This window comes from Nocardiopsis sp. NPDC006198, assembly GCF_040613895.1.
GTDB lineage: Bacteria > Actinomycetota > Actinomycetes > Streptosporangiales > Streptosporangiaceae > Nocardiopsis > Nocardiopsis tropica.
Window position 1 is genome coordinate 1 of the sequence record NZ_JBEXSY010000016.1, and the last position, 24,038, is coordinate 24,038.

Consider the following 24,038-nt stretch of genomic DNA (forward strand, 5'->3'; position numbering starts at 1 on the left):
GTGATGTATGAGGTGCCTTCGCGTGAGGATGTGGGGCAGGTGATCATCAGTCGGGAGACGGTGATCGACAACGTGAACCCCACGATCGTGCCGCGCATCCGCACCGAGCAGAACAGGCGGCGCCGCGACCGCTCGGCCTGACCCCGGCGGTCCCCGCTCCGTGGGGCGGACGGCAGGAGCGTGTCCCGGGGGACACGCGGCCTTCGTGCCGCCCCGAGCGCGCCCCCCGGTGTGAGACTTGCGGGGGAGGTGGGCGCATGGTCGACGGGTCCCCGATCGGTGAGGGCGAGCTCCTGTTCGAGGAGCTGGTCAGGTCCGTGCACGGCTGCGGGCCGATCGAGGTCCTGGAGGCGGCCGAGCGCTACGGCCAGGCCATCGGCCTCACGGCGGTCACCGTCCACGTGGTCGACATCCAGCAGAACCTCCTCTTCCCCCTCACCGGCGGCCCCCCGCTCGGCGTCGACTCCACCGAGGCGGGAGAGGCCTACCGCTCCGACACGCTGCGGCTGGACGAGGGGGGCGACGGCGAACTGAGCCTGTGGCTCCCCCTGCGCGACGGCGCCGACCGCATGGGCGTCCTGCACGTCAGGACGGAGTCCCTGGACGAGCCCACCCTGCGCCGCTGCCAGACGCTGGCCTCCCTCCTGGCCCTGGTGGTCACCTCCAAACGCGCCTACAGCGACACCTACGTCCGCCACACCCGCACGCGGCCGGTGCAGCTGCGCACCGAGATGCTGCGCGCCTTCCTGCCGCCGCGCACGCTCGGCACCACGCGGGGGGTGTCCACCGCCGTCCTCGAACCCGCCTACGAGCTCGGCGGCGACGCCTTCGACCACTCGATCACGAAGGACACCCTGCACGCCGTCATCCTCGACGCGATGGGCCACGACCTGGCCTCCGGCCTGACCGCGTCGGTGGCCATGGCCGGGGCCCGCAGCGCCAGGCGCAACGGGGCCGACCTCGCCGAGCTCACCGCGAGTGTGGAGAAGGCCCTGCTCCAGTGGCTTCCCGAACGCTTCTGCACGGGTGTCTTCGCCACCCTGGAGCTGGCCGACGGGATGTTCTCCTGGGCCAACTGCGCCCACCCCACGCCCCTGCTCATCCGGGACCGCCGCCTGGTGCCCGGGGCCCTGGACCGGGAACCGGAGGTGCCCCTCGGCCTCGGCGGCGTCCTGGGCGGGGCCGAGGCGCGCACCGTCCACCGCGTCCGGCTCGAACCCGGAGACCAGGTGCTGCTCTACACCGACGGCGTGACCGAGGCCCACGACAGCGAGGGGCGGATGTTCGGCCTCGAGCAGTTCGCGGACTTCGTCATCCGTGCGGCCTCCGCCGACGAGCCCGCCCCCGAGACCCTGCGGCGCCTCATCCACGCCATCCACGAGCACCAGCGCGGCAGCTTCACCGACGACGCCACCATCATGCTGCTGGAATGGCACCCGGACGGCCGCGGGGCGCCGCGCTCCCGGGGGTGCTGAGGAACCGCCCCGTGGGCCCGGCCGCGCCGCCGCGCCGGGGGCGGCGGGCCGCGGTCGTCGTCACCACAGGGCCAGCACCCGGCTCGGCCCGCCGGAGGCGTCCAGCCCCGGCATCACCCCGATGCTGAGCAGGGCTCCGGTCGGCGGCAGCCGGTCCAGCCCTGTCAGCGACTCCAGCCCCCACCGGTCGGCGCGGCCGAGCACCTCGTGCGCGGCGAAGTCCGTGGAGCGACCCGGGTCGGTGCTCAGCGTGTCGACCCCCACCCCGGCGACCCGCCTCCGGGCGACCAGGAACTCGCACGCCTCCGCGCCGAAGCCGGGGAAGTGCCACGAGCCGTCGGCCGCCACCCCGCGCACCGCCTCGTCCCCCCGCGCCCAGCGGGCGCTCCACCCCGAGTTCATCAGCACCGCCGCCCCGGCCGGGATCTCCCCGTGCGCCCGCTCGAACGCCAGGACGTCGTCCACCGTGACCGTGGTGTCCGGATCCTCCGCGGCGCGGGCCCTGACGTCGATGACGGCGGCGGGCGCGACCAGCTCCTCCGGCCGGATGTCGGGGACCAGGCGGCCGCCGCCGATCACGTGCCCGGGGGCGTCCAGGTGCGTCCCCGTGTGCTCACCGAACGTCCACTGCTGCACGTAGAGGCCGAACTCCCCCTCGGGGGCGGCCTCGGAGACCGTCTCCCGCACGGGTTTCACGTCGTCCCACCCGGCCATCGTCGGCGAGATCACGTGGCTCAGGTCGGCCACCCGGTGGAAGGCCCGGGGCCACGGAAGGGGGCCGGGCGGCGGGGGCGGGGGGCCGGCCGGGGCGGAGTCGGACAGGCCGTTCCGCGCGCGGACGGTCTCACCGGTTCCGTGGAGGCACATGGGGTCCCTTTCGTGTCGTGTCCTCTGCCGTATGCCCGGGCGGGGACCGGGACAACCTGTGCGCGGCCCCCTGTGGACGGGCTCCGACACGCTACCGGGCGCGGCGGTCGGCGGGCGGTGGAACCGCGCGGAGCCCCGCGCGGGCCCCGCGTCAGCTGCCGTCCTCGGCGGCGACGGTGTCGAACACCAGGTCGCCCCAGCTCTCCGGGGCGGTGCCGATGGCGCCGATCTCGGCCATGAACGAGCCGATCCTCTCCAGGCCCTGTGGCGCGGTCGTGTACTCGATGCCGTCCCGGCCCAGGTGCTCCAGGTACTCCTCCGCCGTGACCGCCCCGTTCTCGGCCTCGGACAGGATGCGGGCGGCCGCCTCGGGGTCCCCGGTGATCAGCTCGTTGGCGCGTTCCACGCAGGCGTGCAGGGCCTCGACGACGTCGGGATTCTCCTCCGCGTAGTCCTCCATGGCGGTGACCACGTTGAAGCCGTGCGGACCGCCGAGGACCTCGTAGCTGTCGAGGAGCACCCGCGCGCCCTCGGCCTCGGCCTGGTACTGGAACGGCGGAGCGGTGACCGCCGCCGCGATCTGTCCGCTGAGCAGGGCCTGGAGTGCGTCGGGGTGGGGCATGGCCACCAGGTTGCCGGTGAACCGGTCCGGGTCGCCGAACTCCTCCCGGGCGGCGTGCGCCAGCACGATCGACTGGATCGAGCCCGGTTGGGGCGAGGAGATGCGGTCGGCGCCGGTGATGTCGGACAGGCTCCGGATGCGGTCGTCCGTGGTGACCATCCACAGCGGCATGTTGTTCAGGCCGGTGACGACCTTCCACGGGACGCCGCTGTCGCGTGCCTGGAGGAAGGGCGCCAGGCCGCCGGTGCCCGCCTGGAGGCTGCCCGCGAGCATGCCGTCCCGGCTCGCCGAGCCCCCGCTCAGCACCTGCCACTCGACGGTGCGGTCGGGCAGCGCCTCCGCCAGCCACCCCCTGGCCTCGACGACGGTCAGCGACGCGTAGCTGAGCCCGTATCCGGTGGCGATCGCCACCGTGCCGGACCCGTCCGAGGCCCCGGAGCCGTCGGAGCACCCCGCGGCGCCCACGACGGCGGCGCCCGCGAGCAGGCCGAGGCCGCCGCGGAGCACGTCGCGGCGTCCGGGGGGCCGTGGTGTACGGATGGCGGTCACAGGGCGGCTCCCTCTTTCATGCCCCAGCGGACGACGGTCCGCCGCTCCAGCAGTGTGAACAGCAGGTCCAGCGCGATCCCGATCAGCGCGATGGTCACCAGGCCCGCGAAGACGTCCGGGATGTCCAGGTGGAAGCGGGCCTCGTTGATGAAGAACCCGAGCCCTCCCTGCGCGCCCGCGACCCCGAAGACCAGCTCGGCGGCGATGACGGTGCGCCAGCCGAACGCCCAGCCCGTCCTGACCCCGGCGACGGTGTGCGGCAGGGCCGCGGGCAGGTGCACGTCCCGGATCAGCCGCCACGAGCGCAGGCCGAGGCTGCGGCCGACCATGAGCGTGGTGGCCGGGACGGTGCGGAAGCCCATGCCGATGTTGACCGCCATCGGCCACAGGACGGCGTTGGCCACCACGAACACCAGGGCGGTCTCGTCGAGGCCGAACCACAGCATGGCCAGGGGCAGGATCGCCACCGACGGCAGGGGGTTGACCATCGCGGTGAGCAGCGTCAGCAGGTCGTCGCCGAAGCGCGTGGCGACCGCGAGGGCGGTCAGCACGACGGCCAGCGCCGTGCCGATGAGCATCCCCAGGCCGAGGATCCGCAGGGTGGTGAGGGTGGGGCCCACCAGGGCGCCGCCGCCCCACCCCTCCGCGAACGCGGCGGCCACGTCCCAGGGCCCCGCGAAGACGAGCGGACTGACGCCGGCGGCGACCACGTACAGCTGCCACACCCCGAGCAGCGCCACCAGGAGGACGCTCCTGCGCAGGCCGACGGGAAGCCGCGACCAGGGGACGTCCGACCGCCGGCCCCCTGCGCCGGCGTCGGCGGGCGGCGCGGTCTCAGTCGAGGACGGCACGGCCGGCCTCCTCCCTGTCGTCGGAGAGCAGCGCGCGCAGGCGGCGGTGCGCCGCGGTGAACCCCTCGGTGTCCGGGCTGTCCAGGCCGGCGACGTCGAGGGTCTCCACGACGGACGAGGGGCGCCCGCCCAGCACCACCACCCGGTCGCCGAGCAGCACGGCCTCGTCGATGCTGTGGGTGACGAAGAGGATGCTCACGCGGGTGCGCCGGGCCAGTCCGGCCAGCTCCGCCTGGAGGCGGCCGCGCGTCTGGGCGTCGAGGGCGCCGAAGGGTTCGTCCATCAGCAGCATGCGGGGTTCCAGGGCGAACGCGCGGGCGATCGCGACGCGCTGCTTCATGCCTCCCGAGAGCTGGTGGGGGTGGCGGTCCAGGGCGTGTCCGAGCCCCATCAGCTCCAGCTGGGCCGTGGCCCGTGCGCGCGCCTCGTCGCGCGGCGTGCCGGTCGCGCGCAGCGCGTAGGCGACGTTGCCGAGGACGGTGCGCCAGGGGAAGAGCTGGTCCAGTTCCTGGAAGACCACGGCCCGGTCCGGGGCGGGGCCCTCCACCTCCGCGCCGTGGAAGGAGATCCGCCCGGCGGAGGGGGTGAGGAAGCCGGCGACGGCCTTGAGGACGGTGGACTTCCCGCAGCCGGAACGGCCGATCAGCATCACGGTCTCGCCGTGGCCGACGGTGAAGTCGGCGCCGGCGACCGCCGGTACGCGGCCGCCCGGGCCCGGGTACCCGATCGCGACCCCGTCGACGGACAGGAGCGGTTCTGCGCCCATCGGGACTCCTCTCTCGTTGCGCGGTGTCGTGGCCGGCGGGTGCGCGGCGCCATCTTCCGACTAAAGCAGTAGGAAATATAGACTATTTGGGCGGGTCCGGCCACCGCGTCGACGCACGGGGGGCTGTAGGGGCGGCGGTGGATCAGGGCCTGTGCAGGTCAGGCATGGTGCCCGGGCGGCCCGGGGCGGTCGGCGCCGGCTCGGCCGCGGACGGTGTCAGTGCCGCGCCGGGACGGCGCGGAGGTTCCGGACGGGGCGCACCATGAGCAGCACCAGGCCCACCACGAGGGTGGCCGCCCCGCCGACGAGCAGGAGGGGCCGCGCCCCGAAGAGCTCCGCGGCCGGTCCCGCCAGGGCCTGTCCCACGGGCATCATCGCCAGGGAGCCCGCCATCTCGTAGGAGTGGATCCGGCCGAGGACCGGACGGGGGGTGTGGGTCTGCACGCTGGTGCTCCACATGACGCCCCAGAAGCCCATCATCGCGCCGCTGACCGCCGCACCCAGGGCCAGCGCGGACGCCGGGAGGCCCAGCCCGACGCTGACGGAGAACGCTCCGGCGCCGAACAGCGCGAGAGTGCCCGCCCGGAGGGGGAACCGCGGCCGCACCCGCATCGCCACCAGGCCGCCCAGGGCCGTGCCGCCGCCCAGGGCGGAACTGACGAGTCCGAACGCCTGGGCGCCGTGGCCGGTGATGATCTCACTCGCGGTCAGGGGGACCTGAGGTCCCCACATGCTCACCATCAGCACCATCCACAACAGGATCACCGACCACATCCAGGTGCGGCTGCGGAACTCGCGCCACCCCTCCGCCAGGTCGGCGGCGTAGCCGGGCCCCTGGCCCCGCCGTCTGACCGTCCCGGGCAGTCGGACGAGCCCCAGCAGGACCGCCCCCACCGCGTAGGCGCCCGCGTGGACGGCCAGGACGCCGGCGGCGGAGAACAGGGCCACCAGCAGCCCGGCCACGGCCGGGCCCAGCAGCATGGCGAGGGCCTCGGCGGTGCGGATGACCGCGTTCGCCCCGTGCACGTCCCCGGACACCCGCGGGATCACCGAGCCCACGCCCGGCTGGAACGCGCCTGCGGCGATCCCGTTCACGGCGCCGATCACGCAGATCTGCCACAGCACCACGTGCCCGGTCAGGAAGAGGACCGCCACCGTGCCCTGGGTCGCCACGCGCACCAGGTCGGCCGCGATCATCAGCCGGCGAGCCCCCCAGCGGTCGGACAGCACTCCGCCGAAGACCACGAAGGCCACGAAGCACGCGGAGAAGGACGCCATCGCGAGGCCGATCCCGCCGGCCCCGTGTCCGTGCGCGATCAGCCCGGCCGACAGGGCGACGGGCAGCATCCCGTCGCCGAGCTTGGCCACGACGCGGGCGGAGAAGAACAGGGAGAAGTTCTGCGACCACAGCTTCCGTCCGCCGCCCGCCCGCCACGCGCCTTCGACCTGCTCCGACAGTGCGCCGCGCCCCATATTTCCCGCTTTCCTTCGATCGGACCCGGTTCGTCCGAGCGGTTCGCCACCCTACCGGTCCAGACCAGTTGGCGGGGATCTTGCGGGAATCGGGAAGAGGATCGAGGAAAACTGTCCCGGCCCGGGGCGCTCCAGTAACTTGGCTCACACGCGGCCGCGGAGGAGAGGACCCCTATGCCCCTGGAGCAGAGCGCCGACTGGTGGAAGTCCAGCGTCGTCTACCAGATCTATCCGAGCAGCTTCCACGACAGCGACGGCGACGGGGTCGGCGACCTGCCCGGCGTCATCGCCAGGCTCGACTACCTGAAACTCCTGGGCGTCGACGTCGTGTGGCTCTCACCCGTCTACCCCTCGCCGTGGGACGACAACGGGTACGACATCAGCGACTACCGGGACATCCACCCCCGGTTCGGCACCCTGGAGGACTGGGACCGGCTGCGCGACGGGCTGCACGAGCGCGGGATGCGCCTGGTGATGGACCTGGTCGTCAACCACACCAGCGACGAGCACCCGTGGTTCACCGCCTCCCGCGCGGGGGACCCCGACAAGCGCGACTTCTACTTCTGGAGGCCCGGGCGCGACGGCGGGCCGCCCAACAACTGGGGCTCGGTGTTCTCCGGCCCCGCCTGGACCCGGGACGAGGCCGCCGGCGAGTACTACCTGCACCTGTTCACCCGGCGCCAGCCCGATCTGAACTGGGAGAACCCACGGGTGCGCGAGGCCGTCCACGACGTGGCGCGCTGGTGGCTGGACCGGGGCGCCGACGGGTTCCGCATGGACGTGATCAACTTCGTCTCCAAGACGCGGCAGATGCCCGACGGCCCGGTCCCGGGGGAGCACGGGCACGGGTCCTTCGCCGAGTACGCCGTGAACGGCCCCCGCCTGCACGAGTTCCTGCACGAGATGCACAGGGAGGTCTTCGCGGGCAGGGACGTGCTCACCGTCGGCGAGATGCCCGGGGTGGACGTGGCGCAGGCCCGCGTGCACACCGACCCCGCCAACCGCGAGCTCGACATGGTGTTCCAGTTCGAGCATGTGGAACTCGACCACGGGCCCGGCGGCAAGTTCGACCCGCGCCCCCTGGACCTGCGCGATCTCAAGCGCTCCCTCAACCGCTGGCAGGAGGGCCTGGGCGGGACCGGCTGGAACAGCCTGTACTGGAACAACCACGACCAGCCCCGGGCGGTGTCGCGCTTCGGGGACGAGCGGTACCGGGTCGAGTCGGCGACCGCCCTGGCCACGACCCTGCACATGATGAAGGGGACGCCGTACGTCTACCAGGGCGAGGAGCTGGGGATGACCAACGCCCACCTCGCCGACATCGGCGACTACCGGGACGTGGAGACCCTCAACTACCACCGCGCCGCGGTGGAGGGCGGCAGGGTGGACGCGGACGCCGCCATGGCGGGCATCGCCCGGATGAGCCGGGACAACGCGCGCACACCCATGCAGTGGGACGCCTCGCCCAACGCCGGGTTCACCACCGGTACGCCGTGGATCGGGGTCAACCCCAACCACGTCGAGATCAACGCGGAGGCGGCCGTCGCCGACCAGGGCTCGGTGTTCCACTACTACCGGCGCCTGATCGCGCTGCGCAAGGAGCACCCGGTGATCGTGCACGGCCGGTTCGAGCCCCTGGCGGAGGAGGACCCCGCGGTGTACGCCTACACCCGGACCCTGGACGACCGGGTGCTGACGGTACTGGTGAACTGGGGCGCCGACACGGCTCCGCTGGACCTGGACCCCAAGGTCGCCGGGCGCGATCCCGAACGGCTGATCGGCAACTACCCCGAGGAGGACGGGCTGTTCGCGCCCCTGCGTCCCTGGGAGGCCCGCGTCCACCTGGGGAGGTCCTGACCCTCCTGCCCGCCGGCCCGGGGTCCGGACCCCGGGCCGGGGCGTGCTCCTGCGACGCCTGACCTGGGGCGGAGTCCGTCCGGCGGGTTCAGAATTTTTGAAATCCGTGGGAAGTGAGGTTAGACTAACCTTCGTTCTGTCGGGGTTCTCCCGTTTCGTCCTCCGTGTTTCCCCTCGGGGCCGATAGCCCCTGCGCGGAACGGGCCCGCCGGGTACGACGCGGCCACCCTCATGACGAAGAAAGCAGTGTGAGCATGGCCTCCACCTTCCACCGCGCCAGCGGCATCGGACTCACCGCCCTCCTCGCCCTCGGCCTCACGGCCTGCGGCGGCGCCGAGGAGGACACCGGCGGGAGCGGCGGCGAGAGCGGCGGCACGGCGGGCGGCGCGTTCCCGGTCAGCATCGAGAGCGCCCTCGGCACCGCCGAGATCCCCGAGCAGCCCGAGCGCGTCGTCACCCTCGGGCAGGGCTCGGCGGAGACCGCCATCGCCCTGGGCGTCGTCCCGGTCGGCGTCGAGAGCTACGAGTGGGGCAGCGACGACACCGGGTACCTCCCCTGGATCCACGAGGCCGTCACCGAGTCCGGCGAGGAGCTGCCCGAGCAGTTCGCCGGCGCCGACGACATCGACTTCGAGGCGATCATCGAGCTGGCCCCCGACGTCATCCTCGCCCCCTGGTCCGGCGTCACCCAGGAGCAGTACGACATCCTGAGCGACATCGCCCCCACGGTCGCCTACCCCGAGCTCCCCTGGAGCACCGACTGGGACCAGCAGATCGAGATCATCGGCGAGGCGCTGGGGCAGCCCGAAGAGGCGCAGGGCCTCATCGGGGACATCGAGACCCAGTTCGAGGAGGCGGCCGCGGCCAACGAGCAGTTCGCCGACCTCACCTTCTCCTACGTCTACACCGACGGCCCCGGCACGCTCGGCGTCTTCCTCCCCGACGAGCAGCGCGTCGCCATGGTGCGCGGCCTGGGCCTGACCGTCGACCCCGTCGTCGAGACCTTCCCCGAGACCGAGGGCACCGACTCCGCCATCATCGGCCTGGAGAACGCCGACCAGCTCGCCGACAGCGACCTGCTCTTCACGTTCTACACCGACGACGAGACGCGCGCCGAGATCGAGGCGCAGGACCTCTACGCGGCGATCCCCGCCGTCGAGAGCGGAGCCGTGGTCGCCGCCGAGGACACCTCCTTCGTCACCGCGTCCTCGATCATCAACCCGCTCACCGTCCCCTGGGTCATCGAGCGCTACGTGCCCATGATCGAAGAGGCCGCGGCCAACGCCGACAGCTGATCCCACCGACAGGGCGAACGTGAAGACACTCACGGCTCCGTCCCGCCCGGGCCCCGCCCGCGCCGTGCTCATGCTCGGCGCGGGCGCCGCGGCCCTCGCCGGGGCGGTCCTCCTCAGCCTCGTCATGGGCAGCAAGCCCACCTCCCCCACGGAGGTGTGGCAGGTGCTGACGGGCGGGGCGGACCCCTTCACCACCACCGTGGTGGAGAGCCGCTACCCCCGTACCCTCCTCGGCATCGTCGCCGGGGCGGCCCTCGCCCTGGCGGGCACCCTCATGCAGGGCATCACACGCAACCCCCTCGCCGACCCGGGCCTCCTGGGCGTCAACGCGGGCGCCGCCGCCGCGGTGGTCACCGCCACCGCGCTGCTCGGCCCCACCTCCGTCGCCGGCACGGTCTGGTGGGCGCTGCCCGGCGCCCTCGCCGCCGGACTGGCCGCCTACACCGTGGGCAGCCGGGGCGGCGACGGCGGGCTGGTGCGCCTCGTCCTGGCCGGAGCGGTGGTCTCCGCCGTGCTCAACGCCTACGTCCAGGCGGTGGCGCTGAGCATGCCCGAGACCTTCGACAGCTACCGCTACTGGGTCGTCGGCTCCCTGGGCGGACGCGGCTACGACGTCGTCCTGTCCGTGCTGCCCGTCATCGGCGTCGGCGTCCTGCTGGCGTTCCTCGTCGCGGGCGGCCTCAACGCCCTGGCCCTGGGGGAGGAGGCGGCGATCGCCACCGGGGCGAACACCGTGTGGATCCGCTCGGCGGGGCTGGTCGCGGGCGCCGTGCTCGCCGCGGGGGCCACCGCGGCGGCGGGCCCCATCGCCTTCGTCGGCCTCGCCGTCCCCCACGTGGTGCGGGCCCTGGTCGGCGTGGACTTCCGCGTCCAGGTGCCCTTCGCCCTGCTGGTCGGACCCACCCTGCTGCTGGCCGCCGACGTCGTCGGCCGCACGATCGTCCGCCCCACGGAGCTGATGGTCGGCGTGGTCACCGCGTTCGTCGGCGCCCCCGTCCTGCTGTACGCGGTCAGGAAGATGCGGAGCGCCTCATGACCCGGTCCACCACCCGGACGCGGCGGCCGCGGCCGCCGCGCGGGGCCGCCCCGCCCGTGCTCACGCTCGGGCCGGTCGCCCTGCCCGTCCACCCGCGCTCCGTGCTGTGCGCGGTCCTCCTCCTGGTGCTCGTGGCCGCCGCCGCGGCGGCCACCCTCGCCATGGGCAGGCTCGGCATCCCCCTCACCCGCCTGCCCGCCGTGGTCACGGGCGCGGGCGAGGCCACCGAGGAGTTCGTCCTCGGACGGCTGCGCGGCCCCCGCCTGGCCGTCGCCGTGGGCACCGGGGCCGCGCTCGGCCTGGCCGGCGCGCTCTTCCAGTCCGTCACCCGCAACCCGCTGGGCAGCCCGGACGTCATCGGCCTCGGGGCGGGGGCCGGGGCGGGGGCCGCCTTCGCCGCCCTCGTCCTGCCCGGCGTCGTCCCCGTGCCGATGGGCGCCCTCGCGGGAGCTGCCCTGGCCATGGCCGTGGTGGCCGCGGCCACCGGAACCGGGCTGCGCCACCCGGGGCGCCTCATCGTCGCCGGGATCGGCGTGGCCGCGATGGCCCAGGCGTTCACGCACTTCGTGGTGTCCGTGATGGCCCGCGACCAGGCCGGTGTCCTCTCCGCCTACGTCAACGGCAGCCTGGGAGCCAGGGCGTGGGAGCACGCCTGGACCATCTGGGCGGTCCTGCTCCTGGCACTGCCCTTCGCGGCGGCGCTGGCGGGACCCGTCACCGTCAACGAGATGGGCGACGAGCTGGCCGACGCCCTCGGCGCGCGCGCCTCCGCGACCCGGACCGGGGCGGTCGTCCTGTCGGTGGTGCTCTCGGCCGCCGCCGTGAGCGTCGCCGGACCGATCGCGTTCGTGTCCTTGACCGCCCCGCAGATCGCCCGCAGGCTCAGCGGGGCCCCCGGCCCCAACCTCGCGCTGTCGGCCCTGGTCGGCGCGCTCCTGCTGGTGGCGGCCGACCTGGCCGTGCAGCAGTCGCCGGTGGGCGACGGACTGCCGGTCGGGATCTTCACCATGGGGTTCGGGGGCGTCTACCTGGGCTACCTGCTGGTTCGTGAATGGCGAAAGGGTGTGCTGTGAGTCCGGTACTGTCCGCGGAGGGCCTCACGCTGGGGTACGGGGCCGATCCGGTCGTGCGCGACCTGGACCTCGGTGTGGCCGAGGGGGAGTTCACCGTCATCGTCGGCCCCAACGGGTGCGGCAAGTCGACGCTGCTCAAGGCGCTGGGCCGGGTGAACAAGCCGATGTCGGGCCGGGTGCTCCTCAACGGCCAGGACATCCGGGGACTGCGCGCCAAGGCGGTCGCCCGCCGGATGGCGCTCCTGCCGCAGAGCCCCGTCGCGCCGGAGGGCATCACCGTGCGCGCCCTCGCCGCTCGCGGGCGCTTCCCCCACCACACGCTGGTGCGGCAGTGGAGCCCCCGGGACGAGACGGCGATCTCCCGGGCACTGGAGCTCACCGGGCTGGCCGGCCTGGCCGACACCCAGGTCGGATCGCTCTCCGGCGGCCAGCGGCAGCGCGCGTGGGTGGCGATGGTCCTGGCGCAGGACACCGGCGTCCTGCTGCTGGACGAGCCGACCACGTTCCTGGACATCGCGCACCAGTACGACCTGCTGGAGCTGTTCGCCGACCTGCACCGCCAGGGGCGCACGATCGTCGCGGTCCTGCACGACCTGGCCCAGGCCGCCCGGTTCGCGACCCGCCTGGTCCTCATGGACGGGGGGAGGGTCGTCGCGGACGGCCCGCCCGGACAGGTCGTGACCGCGGAACTGGTGGAGGAGGTGTTCGGGCTGCCCTGCGACGTGGTGCCCGACCCGCGCACCAGCACGCCGCTGGTCATCCCGCACGAGCGCTCCTGAGGCGGCGCCCTCAGGCGCCGCCCCCGTCCGCCTCCCCCCGGTCCCGCCCGGCCTTGAACTCCTCCCAGTGGGACAGGAGGGTGTCGTGGTAGTCGTCCAGCCAGCTCATGTAGTCGTGCATGTTGCGCAGGCGGTTGCGCGCGGGCGGGCTCAGGGAGGGGAGCCGCTCCAGCGCGGACGCCGCGAGGTCCCTCTGCCGGCGCAGGTAGGAGCGCTCGTTGCGCAGGAACCCGCCCCACACGTCCTCGTCCATGGCGACCAGCCGTGAGCGGCTGTCCGGCGCGCCGACCATCTCGACGAAGCCCATCTCGCGCAGGCGGCGCACGGACTGGGACACCGAGCCCCGGCTGACCCGGGCGCCGTCGGCGATCTCCTCGGCGCTCACCGCCTCGCGGTCGGCGAGGAGCAGGTAGCCCACGATGCGCCCCTCGGTCCTGGGGCGGCCCTGCGACTGCCAGTACTCCGAGAACCCGCGGACGAAGTCGTCCCGGAACCCCTCGTCCCCGTCCGTGTCCGCCGCCCCGGTGCTCTCCGCCATGGCAGCCACGATAGCGCCCGGACGTGCCCGGGCGTCCTCGGAAGCGGCCCGGGTCACGGCGAGCGCAGGGACTCCAGCATCCCCGAGAACGCGGCCCAGACGTCGTCCAGGTCGCCGGGGTCCCCGCTCCCGGCCAGCCACAGCGCGGCCTCGTTCATGGCCCCGGAGAGCAGGTGGGCCAGGGGCGGCACCGGCTGGGGGCGCAGGACCCCCGCCCGGACGAGGCCGGTGAGCGCCTCCCGGAGGTGCCGCGCGGACCCGGCCTCGTCCAGGGAGCGCCAGGTGCTCCACCCGAGCACGGCCGGCCCGTCCACCAGCATGATCCGCCGCACGTCCGGAGCCGTGCTCGCGGTGAGGAAGGCCCGGCAGCCCGCGGTCAGCTGGTCCCACGGGTCCCGCCGGGCGTCCGCGGCGGCCGCCACGGCGTCGGCGACCTCGCCCTGGACCTCCTCCAGGACGGCGCGGAAGAGGTCCGGCTTGCCCTCGAAGTGGTGGTAGAGGGCGCCCTTGGTGACGTCGGCCGCCGCCACGATCCCGCTCAGTCCCACGCCTGCGTACCCGTGCTCGGCGAACAGCCGGCGCCCCTCGCGCAGGAGGGCCCTCCTGGTGCGCTCGCGCTGCCTGGCCCGGCTCCCGGTCTCCGCGGTCATGTTCCCCCACCTGTTGACATACCGAAGGTACGCGAATAGCGTACTTCACATACCAACGGTATGTGAAAGGCGGAGTCATGGAGCTCAGCGGTTTCTACCCGGTCATCGGCACCACCCGGATCCAGGAGGCCAGGGACTTCTACGTGGACCTGTTCGGCTTCGAGGAGACCTTCGCGGCCGACTGGTACGTCAGCCTGCGCCGCCCCGGGCCGCCCGACCGCGAGCTGGCACTGCTCGACCACCGCCACCCCACCGTCCCGGAGGGCTACCGCCGGCCGGCGCAGGGCGTGCTGCTCAACTTCGAGGTGGCGGACGTCGACGCGGAGTGGGAGCGCCTCGTCGTACGCGGCGGACTCCGCCCCGAGCTGGGGATCCGCACCGAGGACTTCGGGCAGCGGCACTTCATCGTGGCCGACCCCTCCGGGGTGCTCGTCGACGTCATCACGCCCGTCCCGCCCACGGGCGGCTACGAGGAGAACTACACCGACTCCTGACGGGGCCCGCCGCGCGGGAGGGGCCCGGACGGGTCTGGTCGGGCGCCCCTCGCGGGGGTACGGTCGGGTCGGTGGCAATGCCGACGGGACAGGGGGCGCACACCGTGGAGATGACACTGGACCAGGCCTCGAGACTGGCGTGGTCCGTCCACGCCGGGCAGGTGGACCGCGCCGGGCGCCCCTACAGCGAACACGTGTTCGCGGTCCGCGACCTGCTGGCCCCCCACGGGGTGCACGCCCAGATGGCCGGGGTCCTGCACGACGTCCTGGAGGACACCCCCGTCACCGCCGACGACCTGCGCGGACGCGGCTGTCCCGAGGTGGTCGTCCGGGCGGTGGAGGCGGTGAGCCGGAGACCGGGGGAGTCCTACGGGGACCTGGTCCGACGGGCCGCGGCCGACCCCCTGGGGCGCCTGGTCAAGCTCGCCGACAACCGCCACAACTCCGACGAGGGCCGTCTGGCCGCGCTGCCCGCGGAGCAGGCGGACCGGCTGCGCGCCAAGTACGCACGCGCGCGGGAGATCCTGGAGGGCGGGCTGTCGGCGGTGCCGCCCCTGGGCGGTGCGGCGGGTCCGGCCCCGGGGCCGGACCACAGGCGTCCCACGGGACCGGTGGCCACCCCCAGGTCCACCCTCGTGGTCATCTACACCGACCGCGCGGAGGAGTGCCGGTCCTTCTACACCGCTCTCGGTCTGGGCTTCCTCCGCGAACAGCACGGCCGGGGGGCCGTGCACCACGCGGCCGTGCTGGCCGACGGAGTGGTGTTCGAGATCTACCCGGCGACGGCCGAGCGCTCCACGGGCGCCGTCCGCCTGGGGTTCACCGTGAACGGCCGCCTCGCGACGCCTCCCCTGGAGCCCGGCCGCCACACGCTCACCGACCCCGACGGCCGCGCGGTGGACGTGGTCGCCGTCTGAGGGGCCGGGCGGGGCGCCCCGGCGTGTACGCAAGGTACCAGCCGGTCGGTATGCTTGGCCGACGGGCGTCCTCAGGACGGCGGGGGCACGAAGTGAGGCAGGACATGGCGCGAGCACAGCAGGCGGTCGATCCGGGAACGGGCACCGGGTCCGTTCCCGAGAGGCTGCTGGGGGCGGCGACCAGGCTGTTCGCCGAGCGGGGCTACGAGGGGACCTCCGTCCAGGAGGTGGTCGTCGCCGCGGGCGTCACCAAGGGGGCGATGTACCACTACTTCGGGTCCAAGGACGACCTCCTCTACGAGGTCTACGCCCGGGTCCTGCGCATGCAGACCGAGCACCTGGTCCGGATCGCCGGGCGGGAGGCGCCGGTGGCCGAACGCGTCCACGCGGCCGCGGCCGACGTCATCGTCACCAGCATCGCCAACCTGGACGACACCGTCATCTTCTTCCGCTCCATGCACCAGCTCAGCGAGGAGAAGCAGCGCGCCGTGCGCGCCGAACGGCGCGGCTACCACGAGGTCTTCCGCGACATGGTGGCCCAGGGGCAGAGCGAGGGCGTCTTCCGCGACGACGTCTCCGCGGACCTGGTGGTCAACTACTTCTTCGGGTCGGTCCACCACCTGAGCACCTGGTACCACCCGGGCGGGCCGCTGACCGGCGAGGACGTCGGCCGCCACTTCGCCGACCTGCTCGTCGCGGGGCTGCGCCCGGCGTCCTGAGGACGCCGGGGCCCGGGACCCGGCGACGGGGGAGCCCGCGGCGCCCGCGGGGCGCCGCGGGCCGTGCTCCTCCGGCCCCCGCCCCGTGCCCGGGTGTCCGACGGCGCGGGAGCCCCCGGCCGCCGTGCGCGTTCCCGGGGAACGAGGGCACACGCACAGCGACCTCCGGGGCGCCGCGGGCACCCGGGCCGTGCCTGTCCCGGGCCTTCCGTCGCGCTAGCGGTACTTGCGCAGCTCGGCCCGGCCCAGCGAGCGCAGGTGCACCTCGTCGGGGCCGTCGGCCAGCCGCAGGGAGCGCACACCCGCCATCCAGTCGGCCAGCGGCAGGTCCTGGCTCACCCCGGCGGCCCCGTGCGCCTGGATCGCCTTGTCCATGATCCACTCCACCGTGCGCGGGGTGGCGATCTTGATCGCCTGGATCTCGGTGTGCGCGCCGCGGTTGCCGACCGTGTCCATCAGGTAGGCGGTCTTGAGCACCAGCAGCCGCAGCTGCTCGATCGACACGCGCGCCTCGGCGATCCACTCGCGGACCACGCCCTGCTCCGCCAGGGGCCGCCCGAACGCCACGCGGTCCAGCACGCGCCGGCAGGTGAGCTCCAGGGCCCGTTCGGCCATGCCGATGAGCCGCATGCAGTGGTGGATGCGGCCGGGGCCCAGCCGGGCCTGGGCGATGGCGAACCCCTCGCCCTCCCCGCCGACGAGGTTCTCCGCGGGCACCCGCACGTCCTCGAACAGGACCTCCGCGTGGCCGCCGTGGTCGCTGTCGTCGAAGCCGTACACGGACATGCCGCGCCGCACCGTCAGCCCCGGGGTGTCGCGCGGCACCAGCACCATGCTCTGCTGGCGGTGCCGGTCGGCGTCGGGGTCGGTCTTGCCCATCACGATGAAGACCGCGCACTCGGGGTTGAGCGCGCCGGTGATGAACCACTTGCGCCCGTTGACCACGTACTCGTCACCGTCACGGACAATGCTGGTGGTGATGTTGGTGGCGTCGGAGGAGGCCACCTCCGGCTCGGTCATCGCGAACGCCGAGCGGATGTCCGCGGCCAGCAGGGGCTCCAGCCAGCGCTTCTTCTGCTCGGGGGTGCCGAACATCGTCAGCACCTCCATGTTCCCGGTGTCGGGCGCCGCGCAGTTGAGCGCGGCGGGCGCCAGCCTCGGGCTGCGGCCGGTGATCTCGGCCAGCGGCGCGTACCGGAGGTTGTCCAGCCCGCCGTGCTCCGGGTGTCCGGCCAGGAACAGGTTCCACAGCCCCTGTTCGCGCGCCCGAGCCTGGAGCTCGCGCACCACCGGCGCGGTCGACCACCGGTCCTCCCGCGCGGCGAGCTGTTCCTCCAGCACCGCCTCGGCCGGGTAGACGTGTTCGTCCATGAAGGCCAGCAGCCTCTGGCGAAGCTCCTCGGTCCCCTCGTCGTAGGCGAAGTCCATCAGTCCTCCTCGAGCATCGTGTGGGCGCGCTCCACCAGGGGGGCGACCACGTCGCCGATCCGGTCGAAGCCCGCGCCGACGGTCAGTCCCTTGCCGTGCCGGAAGTGGATGCCCTCGGCGATGACGGCGAGCTTGAAGCAGCCCAGGGCCACGTACCACGCGAGCCGGGACACGTCACGGCCGGTCGTGGCCGCGTACATCGCCACCAGCTCCTCCGGCGGGGGGAACCCCTCGGCGGACGTCGCCGGGACCCCGCCGATCCCGACGGGCTGCTGCTGGTACACGAGCATCAGGCCCAGGTCCACGAGCGGGTCGCCGAGCGTGGCCATCTCCCAGTCCAGCACCGCGGTGATGCGCCCCTCCGGGGTCGCCAGCACGTTGTCGAGCCGGTAGTCGCCGTGCACGACGGCGGGGGCCGACGGCTCGGGGAGGGTCGCGGCCAGCTTCGCGCGCAGTTCGTCGATCCCCGGGACGTCCCGGCTGCGCGAGGCCTCCCACTGCTTGCCCCATCTGCGCACCTGGCGCTCCAGGAACCCCTCCGGGCGGCCGAAGCCGCTCAGCCCGACCTCCTCGGGCACCACCGCGTGCAGCACGCCGAGGGTGGCGATGAGCTCCTCGGCGACCCTGCGGGCGGTGCCCGGCCCCAGCGGCGCGATCTCGTCCCGGGTCCGGAAGGGCGTTCCCCCCACGTACTCCATGACGTAGAAGGGCGCGCCCAGCACCTCCGGGTCCTCGCACAGGAGGTGGGTGCGGGGGACCGGTACCCCGGTGTCCCGCAGTGCGGTCATCACCCGGTACTCGCGGGACATGTCGTGGGCGGTCGCCAGCACGTGCCCGAGCGGGGGCCGGCGCACGACCCATTCGCCGGTCCCGTCGCGGACCACGTAGGTCAGGTTGGACCTGCCCCCCGCGACCACCCTTCCGCGCAGCGGTCCCGTGACCAGCCCCGGCCGTGCGGCGTCCAGGTGGGCGCGCAGGCGGTCCAGGTCCAGCCCCGGCAGGCCGGTTCGTTCGTCGCTCATGCGTTCCCCTCGAAGACCTTGGCCTGGAGGCGGCGCATCCCCGCGAGCCAGCGGTCGGTGTCGTTCGCCCTGGCGGCGTAGTGGTCGGCGACCCGGGGGTGGGGCAGGATCAGGAACCGCCTGTCGGCCAGGCCGGCCATCACGGCGTCCGCGACCTCCTCCGGGGTGATGGCCTCCGCCGCCAGGATGGCCTTGCCGGTGTCCCCGGACGCCTCCAGCAGGTTCGTGCGCACCCCGAGCGGGCAGACGCACTGGACGGTGATCCCGCGGTCCCCGTAGGTGGCCGACAGCCATTCGCCGAAGGACAGGGCGGCGTGCTTGGTCACCGAGTACGGCGCGCTGCCCAGCATCGTGAGCAGGCCGGCCGCCGAGACGGTGGACAGGAAGCGTCCGCTGCCCCGCTCCAGCCAGCCGGGCACCAGCTCCCGCGCGGCGCGCACGTGCGCCATGACGTTGACCTGCCAGGCCAGGTCCCAGTCCTGTTCGGAGGCCTCGGGGCCCCCGGCCACCCCCACCCCCGCGTTGGCGGCGTACAGGTCGATGGCGCCCAGGTGGGCCCCGGCCTCGGCGATGAGCGCGGTCACGCCAGCCTCGCTCGCGGCGTCGCCCGGGACCGCGACCCCGCCGATCTCCGCGGCCACGGCCTCGGCCGCACCCGCGTCGATGTCGTTGACCACCACGCGCGCCCCGGCCCCGGCCAGCCTGCGCGCGATGGCGGCGCCGATGCCGTTGCCCGCGCCGGTGACGACCGCCCCGCTGTCGGTCAGGTCCATGTCACACGCCCCCGGTCAGGGTGACGCCGCCGTCGAGGACGAGCGTGCGGCCGGTGATCCAGGAGGCGTCGTCCGAGAGCAGGAACGCGACCGCGCCCGCGACGTCCTCGGGCACGCCGAGGCGGCCCAGGGGGTACTCGGCGGCGAGCTTCTCCTCGCGTCCCTCGTACAGGGCGGCGGCGAACCTGGTCTTGACCACGGCCGGGGCGACCCCGTTCACGCGGACGCCGGGGCCGAGTTCGACGGCGAGCTCCTCCGTGATGTGCAGGAGCATCGCCTTGGTGGCCCCGTAGAAGCCGATGCCGGGGGCCGGCTTGAGTCCGGCGACCGAGGAGACGTTGACGATCGCCCCTCCGTGCTCGGCCATCCAGGCCTTGTACGCCTTCTGCACCCACGAGATCGCGGACAGGGCGTTGACCTCGAAGATCTTGCGGGCGGCGTCCAGGTCCAGGTCCACCATCCGCCCGTACACCGGGTTGATGCCGGTGTTGTTGACGAACATGTCGACGCTGCCGAAGGCCTCCAGGGTCGCGGCGACGGCCTCGTCCTGGTGGCGCGGGTCGTCCGCCCGACCGGGCACGCCGATGGCGTGCCCGGGTCCGCCCAGGGCCTCGACGGCCTCCTGGAGGGGTTGGGGCTTGCGCGCGGTGACGCACACGCGCGCGCCCTCGTCGACGAGTCGCCGGGCGACGGCCAGGCCGATGCCGCGGCTCGCGCCGGTGACGATGGCGGTCCGGCCGCTGAACCGGGAAGTCATCACGTTCTCCTTAAACCGACTGGTCGGTATGCAACGGAGACTCTATGTCCCCGGAGGCGCGTGCCGCAAGGGGCGCGAGCGGCGCGGAAGCGGGACAATGGCGGCGCGGGCCACCGTCCCCCGCCTCCGAGCCACAGACAGAGGACTCCCCATGACGACCGACGTCGCCGACCGACCGGACCAGCGCCGATACGAGATCACCGCCGACGGCGAGACCGCCGGGTACGCCGAGTACATCCTCACCGGCGAGCTGGTCACCTTCACCCACACCGAGATCGACCCCGCCTTCGAGGGGCGGGGGCTGGGCGGCGCCCTGGTCCGCGGCGCGCTGGACGACGTGCGCTCGCGGGGCCTGGCGGTCCTGCCGCTGTGCCCGTTCGTCAAGGGCTGGATCCAGCGGCACCGCGAGTACGCCGACCTGGTCTACCGGTCCCCGTCCGAGTAGGCCGGCCGAGGGCGCGGCCGTCGGCCGCGCCGGCCCCCGCGCCCGGGCGCCGGCGCCGGCCCCGCGGGACCTGTGGCCCCGCGGGTCCCGCCGCGGTGGCGGCCGAACGCGCCGGTCCCGGCCGCAATAGAGAATCTACGACGTAAAGGCCGTGCTCGCCCCCTGTCCAGTCGGGGGGATCACGCCCGGGGGTCGAGGGTGAGCTTGCCGATCGTGCCCCTGGACCGCAGCGCCTCGTGCGCCCGGCGGGCCTCGGCGAGCGGATAGGTCCCGCCGAGCACCGGCTTCAGGTTCCCTGCGGCCACCAGGGAGAAGAGCTCCGCCATCGCCGTTCCCATGACCTCGCCGGGCAGCCGCCACACGTGGGGCAGCCACATGCCGCCCACCGTGGTGGAGTACTTCATCAGGTTGGCCGGCTGGACCGGGCTGGGCAGCTCCCGGGAGGCCATCCCGTAGAACGCCAGGCGGCCGAACGGGGCGAGGGCCCGCACGCTCTCGTCCGTCACCCGGCCGCCGACCATGTCCAGCACGACGTCCACCCGGCGTCCGCCGTTGGCCTCGATCAGGGCCTCGGTCATGTCCGGCGCCGAGGAGTCCACGACGGCGTCCGCGCCCAGCTGCAGCGCCAGTTCGCGCTTCTCCCCGCTGCTCGCCACCGCGACGACCCGCCCCGCTCCGAACCGCTTGGCGAGCTGGACGGCGAGCGTGCCCACGCCCCCGCCCGCCGCGTGCACCACGACCGACTCGCCGGGGTCCAGCCGCGCCGTCTTGCTCAGCAGGACCCACGCGGTGGCGCCCTGGACGACCAGGGCGAGGGCGTCGTCGTCGGTCACCTCGTCGGGGATCTCGAAGCTCATGCCGGGGGCCGCGGTGGCCCGCTCGGCGTAGCCGCCGCTGGAGGACAGGGCGACGACCCTGTGGCCGTCCGGCGTGAGTCCGGCGATCTCCATGCCGGGCACGAGGGGGAGGGACGCGGGTGACAGGTAGCTGTTCTCCGCCTGGTGGGTGTCGGCGTAGTTGACGCCCGAGCGGGTGACGTCGACGAGCACCTCGCCGGGGCCGGGCTCGGGGTCGGGCAGTTCCGCGAGTTCGAGGACCTCGGGGCCGCCGAACTCGGTGATCTGGATGGCGCGCATGGGGACCCTTCGTTCGTGTGCTCATACCGACCGGGTGGTATGTTATCGGCCGCCGCGCGGGCGGGGCGTCCGGCCCGCCGGAGGCGGAGGGGTGGGGTCGGGGGGCTTGCGCGCCTATACCTAACGTTGTTAGGTGGGGGTGTCGTGAACCGAGGGAAGGACGCACGTGGACGCCGAGCACACAGTGAGGACGAGGGCCGGACGGGTCCGGGGCACCGTCTCCCAGCGATCCGAGAACGGCGGGGTCACCGTCCACCGCGGCATCCCCTACGCCGCGGCGCCGTTCGGCGACCTCCGCTTCTCGGCGCCCGCCCCCGCACCCGCCTGGGACGGCGTCCGCGACTGCACCGCCTTCGGCCCGCCGCCCCCGCAGGGCGCCCAGCTCCTCGGCGCCGCGCCCTGGAACGCGCGGATGTCCCCGGACTGCCTCTCGCTCACCGTGTGGTCCGCCGCGCGCGAGGGCGACCGCGCGCCCGTCCTCGTGTGGATCCACGGCGGCGCGTACATCGTCGGGGCCTCCTCCGAGGCCGCCTACGACGGCACCGGACTGGCCGAGAGCGGCCTCGTGGTCGTCGGCGTCAACTACCGGGTCGGCTTCGAGGGCTTCGGCCACGTGCCGGGCCGCCCCGACAACCGGGGCCTGCTCGACCAGGCGGCCGCGCTGCGCTGGGTGCGCGACAACGTCGCGGCCTTCGGCGGCGACCCGGACAACGTCACGGTCGCGGGGGAGTCGGCCGGAGCCGGGTCCGTGGTGTGCCTCATGGCCTCCCCCGTCGCCGACGGGCTCTTCCGCCGGGCGATCGCGCACAGCGTCCCCGGAGACATGATCACCCCGGACACCGCCCGCTCGGTCTCGGAGCGCGTGGCCGGGGCCGCCGGGGTGCCCCTGGACGCCGACGCCCTCGCCGCGCTCGCGCCGGAGGCGGTGCTGGAGGCCGTCGACGCCGTGCTCTCCGCCCCGTCTGGCTCCTCCGGCGGCGTGCGCGCCAAGGCCTTCACCTGCTTCGCCCCCGTCGTCGGAGGGCCCGAGCTGCCCCTGCCCCCGCTGGAGGCGGTCGCCGGCGGAGCGGCGGCCGGGGTGGACCTGCTCACCGGCCACAACGCCCACGAGTACCGGCTGTTCACCGAACTGGGGCAGAGCGTGGAGATCGACGACGAGGCGGCCCTCGAGCTGACAGCGGCCCGCCTGGGGCTCGGGGAGGGCGCGGTCGCCGCCTACCGGGCGGCGGACCCCGCGGCCTCCCCGCGCCTGCTGTACGCCGCCATCCAGGGCGACGCCGTGTTCGGCGAGTACACGGTGCGCCTCGCCGAGGCGCACGCCTCCGGCGGGGGACGCGCGCACCTCTTCCGGCTGGCCTTCGAGAGCCCCGCCCTGGGCGGCCGGCTGGGGGCCTGCCACGCGCTGGACCTGCCGTTCGCGTTCGGCAACCTGGACACGGACCTCGCGCTGTTCCTCCTCGACGGCAAGCCCACCGAGGCCCACACGGCCCTGTCCGGGCGCATGGTGGCGGCCTGGCGCGACTTCGCCGCCACGGGAGACCCCGGGTGGCCCGCCGTGACCGCCGGCGCCACCGCCGTGAAGGTGTGGGACGTCGAGGACGCGCTCAGCTCCGCGGACGCGGAGCCCCTGCGCGCGCTCTGGTCGGAGGTCCCCCTCACGCCCAGGTAGGAGGGCCCGGGCGCCCCGTGCCCACTGCGACCCTGGCGCTAGCATGAGGCTACGGGGACACGGGGGGTGGCCGATGGTGGGGGACGACGACGTGTCCAAGGCGTTGTCGGAGGCGCGCGACGACGTGGCGCGCTTCCTGATGTCGTACAAGTTCGCCATCGACACCACGATGGCGAAGGTGAACATCCTCAACGAGGAGTTCCGCTACGTCCACGACCACAACCCGATCGAGCACGTCAGCTCGCGGCTGAAGTCGCCCGCCAGCATCATGGAGAAGGCGCGCCGCCGGAACTGCTCGCTGGACCTGGGGGACATTCGGGCCACCATCCTGGACATCGCCGGTATCCGCATCACCTGCAGCTTCGTCTCTGACGTGTACACGATCCGGGACATGCTGGCCGGGCACGAGGACATCCGGGTGACGGAGGTCAAGGACTACGTCGAGGCGCCCAAGGCCAACGGCTACCGCAGCCTGCACCTGCTGGTCGAGACGCCGGTGCGGATGTCCGACCGCACCGAGCAGGTCCCGGTGGAGATCCAGATCCGCACGATCGCGATGGACTTCTGGGCGAGCCTGGAGCACAAGATCTACTACAAGTACGCCAAGGACGTGCCCCGGGACCTGCTCGACGAGCTGAGGGAGGCGGCGGAGACCGCCAACCGGCTCGACGTCACGATGGAGCGCCTGCACAACGAGGTCCGCGAGCTCGGGGACGGGACCGAAGACCGCCTTCCCGGCCCGGAGGAGCTGCGGGCGCTCCCGGTGGCCGAGGACCTGCTCCGCGCCCTGAGCGACCGGGTGCGCGGCGCGAGCGGCTGAGCGCCGCCCGGTCCACGGAGGCTCGGC

General features: G+C 73.8%; 24 protein-coding genes and 1 pseudogene. 13 read left to right on the forward strand and 12 right to left on the reverse strand.

Features of this window, described 5'->3' with window-relative positions; all coding sequences use genetic code 11:
- Both ABZ234_RS13435 and ABZ234_RS13440 read left to right on the forward strand, forming a co-directional pair.
- Positions 1 to 141, forward strand: a pseudogene (locus ABZ234_RS13435) (ATP-dependent Clp protease ATP-binding subunit ClpX); the annotation flags it as partial.
- Between the two features lie 116 nt (positions 142 to 257).
- Complete coding sequence (locus ABZ234_RS13440) at positions 258 to 1,475, forward strand: PP2C family protein-serine/threonine phosphatase (protein ID WP_344184087.1); 1,218 nt, start codon at positions 258 to 260, stop codon at positions 1,473 to 1,475.
- A 60-nt stretch (positions 1,476 to 1,535) separates the two neighbouring features.
- On the opposite strand, the gene ABZ234_RS13445 is transcribed toward ABZ234_RS13440, so the two are convergent.
- The 5 genes from ABZ234_RS13445 to ABZ234_RS13465 all read right to left on the reverse strand — a co-directional run bounded on the left by ABZ234_RS13445 (position 1,536) and on the right by ABZ234_RS13465 (position 6,603).
- Positions 1,536 to 2,342 (reverse strand): cyclase family protein, encoded by an 807-nt coding sequence (locus tag ABZ234_RS13445; protein WP_267949079.1) that lies wholly within the window; start codon positions 2,340 to 2,342, stop codon positions 1,536 to 1,538.
- Between the two features lie 151 nt (positions 2,343 to 2,493).
- Entirely contained in the window at positions 2,494 to 3,513 is a 1,020-nt protein-coding gene (locus tag ABZ234_RS13450) for an ABC transporter substrate-binding protein (protein WP_355012202.1), read from the reverse strand.
- A complete protein-coding gene (locus tag ABZ234_RS13455) occupies positions 3,510 to 4,364 on the reverse strand; it encodes an ABC transporter permease (RefSeq protein WP_355012203.1) in 855 nt (284 codons plus the stop codon). The genes ABZ234_RS13450 and ABZ234_RS13455 overlap by 4 nt, the downstream gene beginning before the upstream one ends.
- Entirely contained in the window at positions 4,348 to 5,130 is a 783-nt protein-coding gene (locus ABZ234_RS13460; protein WP_355012204.1) for an ABC transporter ATP-binding protein, read from the reverse strand. The genes ABZ234_RS13455 and ABZ234_RS13460 overlap by 17 nt, the downstream gene beginning before the upstream one ends.
- A 216-nt stretch (positions 5,131 to 5,346) precedes the next feature.
- Entirely contained in the window at positions 5,347 to 6,603 is a 1,257-nt protein-coding gene (locus ABZ234_RS13465) for an MFS transporter (RefSeq protein ID WP_355012205.1), read from the reverse strand.
- Between the two features lie 174 nt (positions 6,604 to 6,777).
- Here ABZ234_RS13465 and ABZ234_RS13470 point away from each other — a divergent pair, with 174 nt between their 5' ends.
- The 5 genes from ABZ234_RS13470 (at position 6,778) to ABZ234_RS13490 (ending at position 12,643) form a co-directional block, all read left to right on the forward strand.
- Positions 6,778 to 8,460: an alpha-glucosidase gene (locus ABZ234_RS13470; protein WP_355012206.1), complete on the forward strand. Its 1,683-nt coding sequence runs from the start codon at positions 6,778 to 6,780 to the stop codon at positions 8,458 to 8,460.
- Between the two features lie 254 nt (positions 8,461 to 8,714).
- The gene (locus tag ABZ234_RS13475) at positions 8,715 to 9,755 is read left to right on the forward strand and encodes an iron-siderophore ABC transporter substrate-binding protein (RefSeq protein ID WP_267950326.1); all 1,041 of its coding nucleotides are present in this window, start codon (positions 8,715 to 8,717) and stop codon (positions 9,753 to 9,755) included.
- A 70-nt stretch (positions 9,756 to 9,825) separates the two neighbouring features.
- Positions 9,826 to 10,791, forward strand: a complete 966-nt coding sequence (locus ABZ234_RS13480; protein WP_344184089.1) for an iron chelate uptake ABC transporter family permease subunit — start codon at positions 9,826 to 9,828, stop codon at positions 10,789 to 10,791.
- The gene (locus ABZ234_RS13485) at positions 10,788 to 11,864 is read left to right on the forward strand and encodes an iron chelate uptake ABC transporter family permease subunit (RefSeq protein ID WP_355012207.1); all 1,077 of its coding nucleotides are present in this window, start codon (positions 10,788 to 10,790) and stop codon (positions 11,862 to 11,864) included. Before ABZ234_RS13480 ends, ABZ234_RS13485 begins: the two co-directional genes overlap by 4 nt.
- Positions 11,861 to 12,643 carry an ABC transporter ATP-binding protein gene (locus tag ABZ234_RS13490; RefSeq protein ID WP_355012208.1) on the forward strand — a complete coding sequence of 261 codons (783 nt, stop codon included), beginning with the start codon at positions 11,861 to 11,863 and terminating at the stop codon, positions 12,641 to 12,643. Before ABZ234_RS13485 ends, ABZ234_RS13490 begins: the two co-directional genes overlap by 4 nt.
- A 10-nt stretch (positions 12,644 to 12,653) precedes the next feature.
- Here ABZ234_RS13490 and ABZ234_RS13495 read toward each other — a convergent pair whose 3' ends face one another.
- Together ABZ234_RS13495 and ABZ234_RS13500 are read right to left on the reverse strand one after the other, a co-directional pair.
- Positions 12,654 to 13,181 carry a MarR family transcriptional regulator gene (locus ABZ234_RS13495; protein WP_267949087.1) on the reverse strand — a complete coding sequence of 176 codons (528 nt, stop codon included), beginning with the start codon at positions 13,179 to 13,181 and terminating at the stop codon, positions 12,654 to 12,656.
- Positions 13,182 to 13,234: 53 nt separating this feature from the next.
- On the reverse strand, positions 13,235 to 13,831 hold the full coding sequence (locus ABZ234_RS13500; protein WP_267949088.1) for a TetR/AcrR family transcriptional regulator: 597 nt from the start codon (positions 13,829 to 13,831) through the stop codon (positions 13,235 to 13,237).
- A 77-nt stretch (positions 13,832 to 13,908) separates the two neighbouring features.
- On the opposite strand from ABZ234_RS13500, the gene ABZ234_RS13505 reads away from it, so the two are divergent.
- The 3 genes from ABZ234_RS13505 to ABZ234_RS13515 all read left to right on the forward strand — a co-directional run bounded on the left by ABZ234_RS13505 (position 13,909) and on the right by ABZ234_RS13515 (position 15,961).
- Positions 13,909 to 14,325 carry a VOC family protein gene (locus tag ABZ234_RS13505; protein WP_267949089.1) on the forward strand — a complete coding sequence of 139 codons (417 nt, stop codon included), beginning with the start codon at positions 13,909 to 13,911 and terminating at the stop codon, positions 14,323 to 14,325.
- 611 nt (positions 14,326 to 14,936) lie between these two features.
- Positions 14,937 to 15,242 carry a glyoxalase/bleomycin resistance/dioxygenase family protein gene (locus ABZ234_RS13510; protein ID WP_267950328.1) on the forward strand — a complete coding sequence of 102 codons (306 nt, stop codon included), beginning with the start codon at positions 14,937 to 14,939 and terminating at the stop codon, positions 15,240 to 15,242.
- Between the two features lie 104 nt (positions 15,243 to 15,346).
- Positions 15,347 to 15,961, forward strand: coding sequence for a TetR/AcrR family transcriptional regulator (locus ABZ234_RS13515; protein ID WP_267949090.1), 615 nt, complete (start codon positions 15,347 to 15,349; stop codon positions 15,959 to 15,961).
- 216 nt (positions 15,962 to 16,177) lie between these two features.
- On the opposite strand, the gene ABZ234_RS13520 is transcribed toward ABZ234_RS13515, so the two are convergent.
- Genes ABZ234_RS13520 through ABZ234_RS13535 form a run of 4 tightly spaced genes read right to left on the reverse strand, consistent with a single transcriptional unit; the run spans position 16,178 to position 19,941 of the window.
- Positions 16,178 to 17,389, reverse strand: a complete 1,212-nt coding sequence (locus ABZ234_RS13520) for an acyl-CoA dehydrogenase family protein (protein WP_355012209.1) — start codon at positions 17,387 to 17,389, stop codon at positions 16,178 to 16,180.
- Positions 17,389 to 18,411, reverse strand: a complete 1,023-nt coding sequence (locus tag ABZ234_RS13525) for a phosphotransferase family protein (RefSeq protein WP_267949092.1) — start codon at positions 18,409 to 18,411, stop codon at positions 17,389 to 17,391. The genes ABZ234_RS13520 and ABZ234_RS13525 overlap by 1 nt, the downstream gene beginning before the upstream one ends.
- The gene (locus ABZ234_RS13530) at positions 18,408 to 19,184 is read right to left on the reverse strand and encodes an SDR family oxidoreductase (RefSeq protein WP_267949093.1); all 777 of its coding nucleotides are present in this window, start codon (positions 19,182 to 19,184) and stop codon (positions 18,408 to 18,410) included. Before ABZ234_RS13530 ends, ABZ234_RS13525 begins: the two co-directional genes overlap by 4 nt.
- A gap of 1 nt (position 19,185) precedes the next feature.
- Entirely contained in the window at positions 19,186 to 19,941 is a 756-nt protein-coding gene (locus ABZ234_RS13535) for an SDR family oxidoreductase (protein WP_267949094.1), read from the reverse strand.
- Positions 19,942 to 20,092: 151 nt separating this feature from the next.
- Here ABZ234_RS13535 and ABZ234_RS13540 point away from each other — a divergent pair, with 151 nt between their 5' ends.
- Complete coding sequence (locus ABZ234_RS13540) at positions 20,093 to 20,386, forward strand: GNAT family N-acetyltransferase (protein ID WP_267949095.1); 294 nt, start codon at positions 20,093 to 20,095, stop codon at positions 20,384 to 20,386.
- A gap of 179 nt (positions 20,387 to 20,565) precedes the next feature.
- Here the strand turns inward: ABZ234_RS13540 and ABZ234_RS13545 are convergent, their stop codons facing one another.
- Positions 20,566 to 21,522: an NADPH:quinone oxidoreductase family protein gene (locus ABZ234_RS13545; RefSeq protein WP_355012210.1), complete on the reverse strand. Its 957-nt coding sequence runs from the start codon at positions 21,520 to 21,522 to the stop codon at positions 20,566 to 20,568.
- Between the two features lie 166 nt (positions 21,523 to 21,688).
- On the opposite strand from ABZ234_RS13545, the gene ABZ234_RS13550 reads away from it, so the two are divergent.
- Positions 21,689 to 23,191 (forward strand): carboxylesterase family protein, encoded by a 1,503-nt coding sequence (locus ABZ234_RS13550; RefSeq protein ID WP_355012211.1) that lies wholly within the window; start codon positions 21,689 to 21,691, stop codon positions 23,189 to 23,191.
- 73 nt (positions 23,192 to 23,264) lie between these two features.
- Positions 23,265 to 24,011 carry a GTP pyrophosphokinase family protein gene (locus ABZ234_RS13555; RefSeq protein WP_267949098.1) on the forward strand — a complete coding sequence of 249 codons (747 nt, stop codon included), beginning with the start codon at positions 23,265 to 23,267 and terminating at the stop codon, positions 24,009 to 24,011.
- The last annotated feature ends 27 nt before the right edge of the window (positions 24,012 to 24,038 follow it).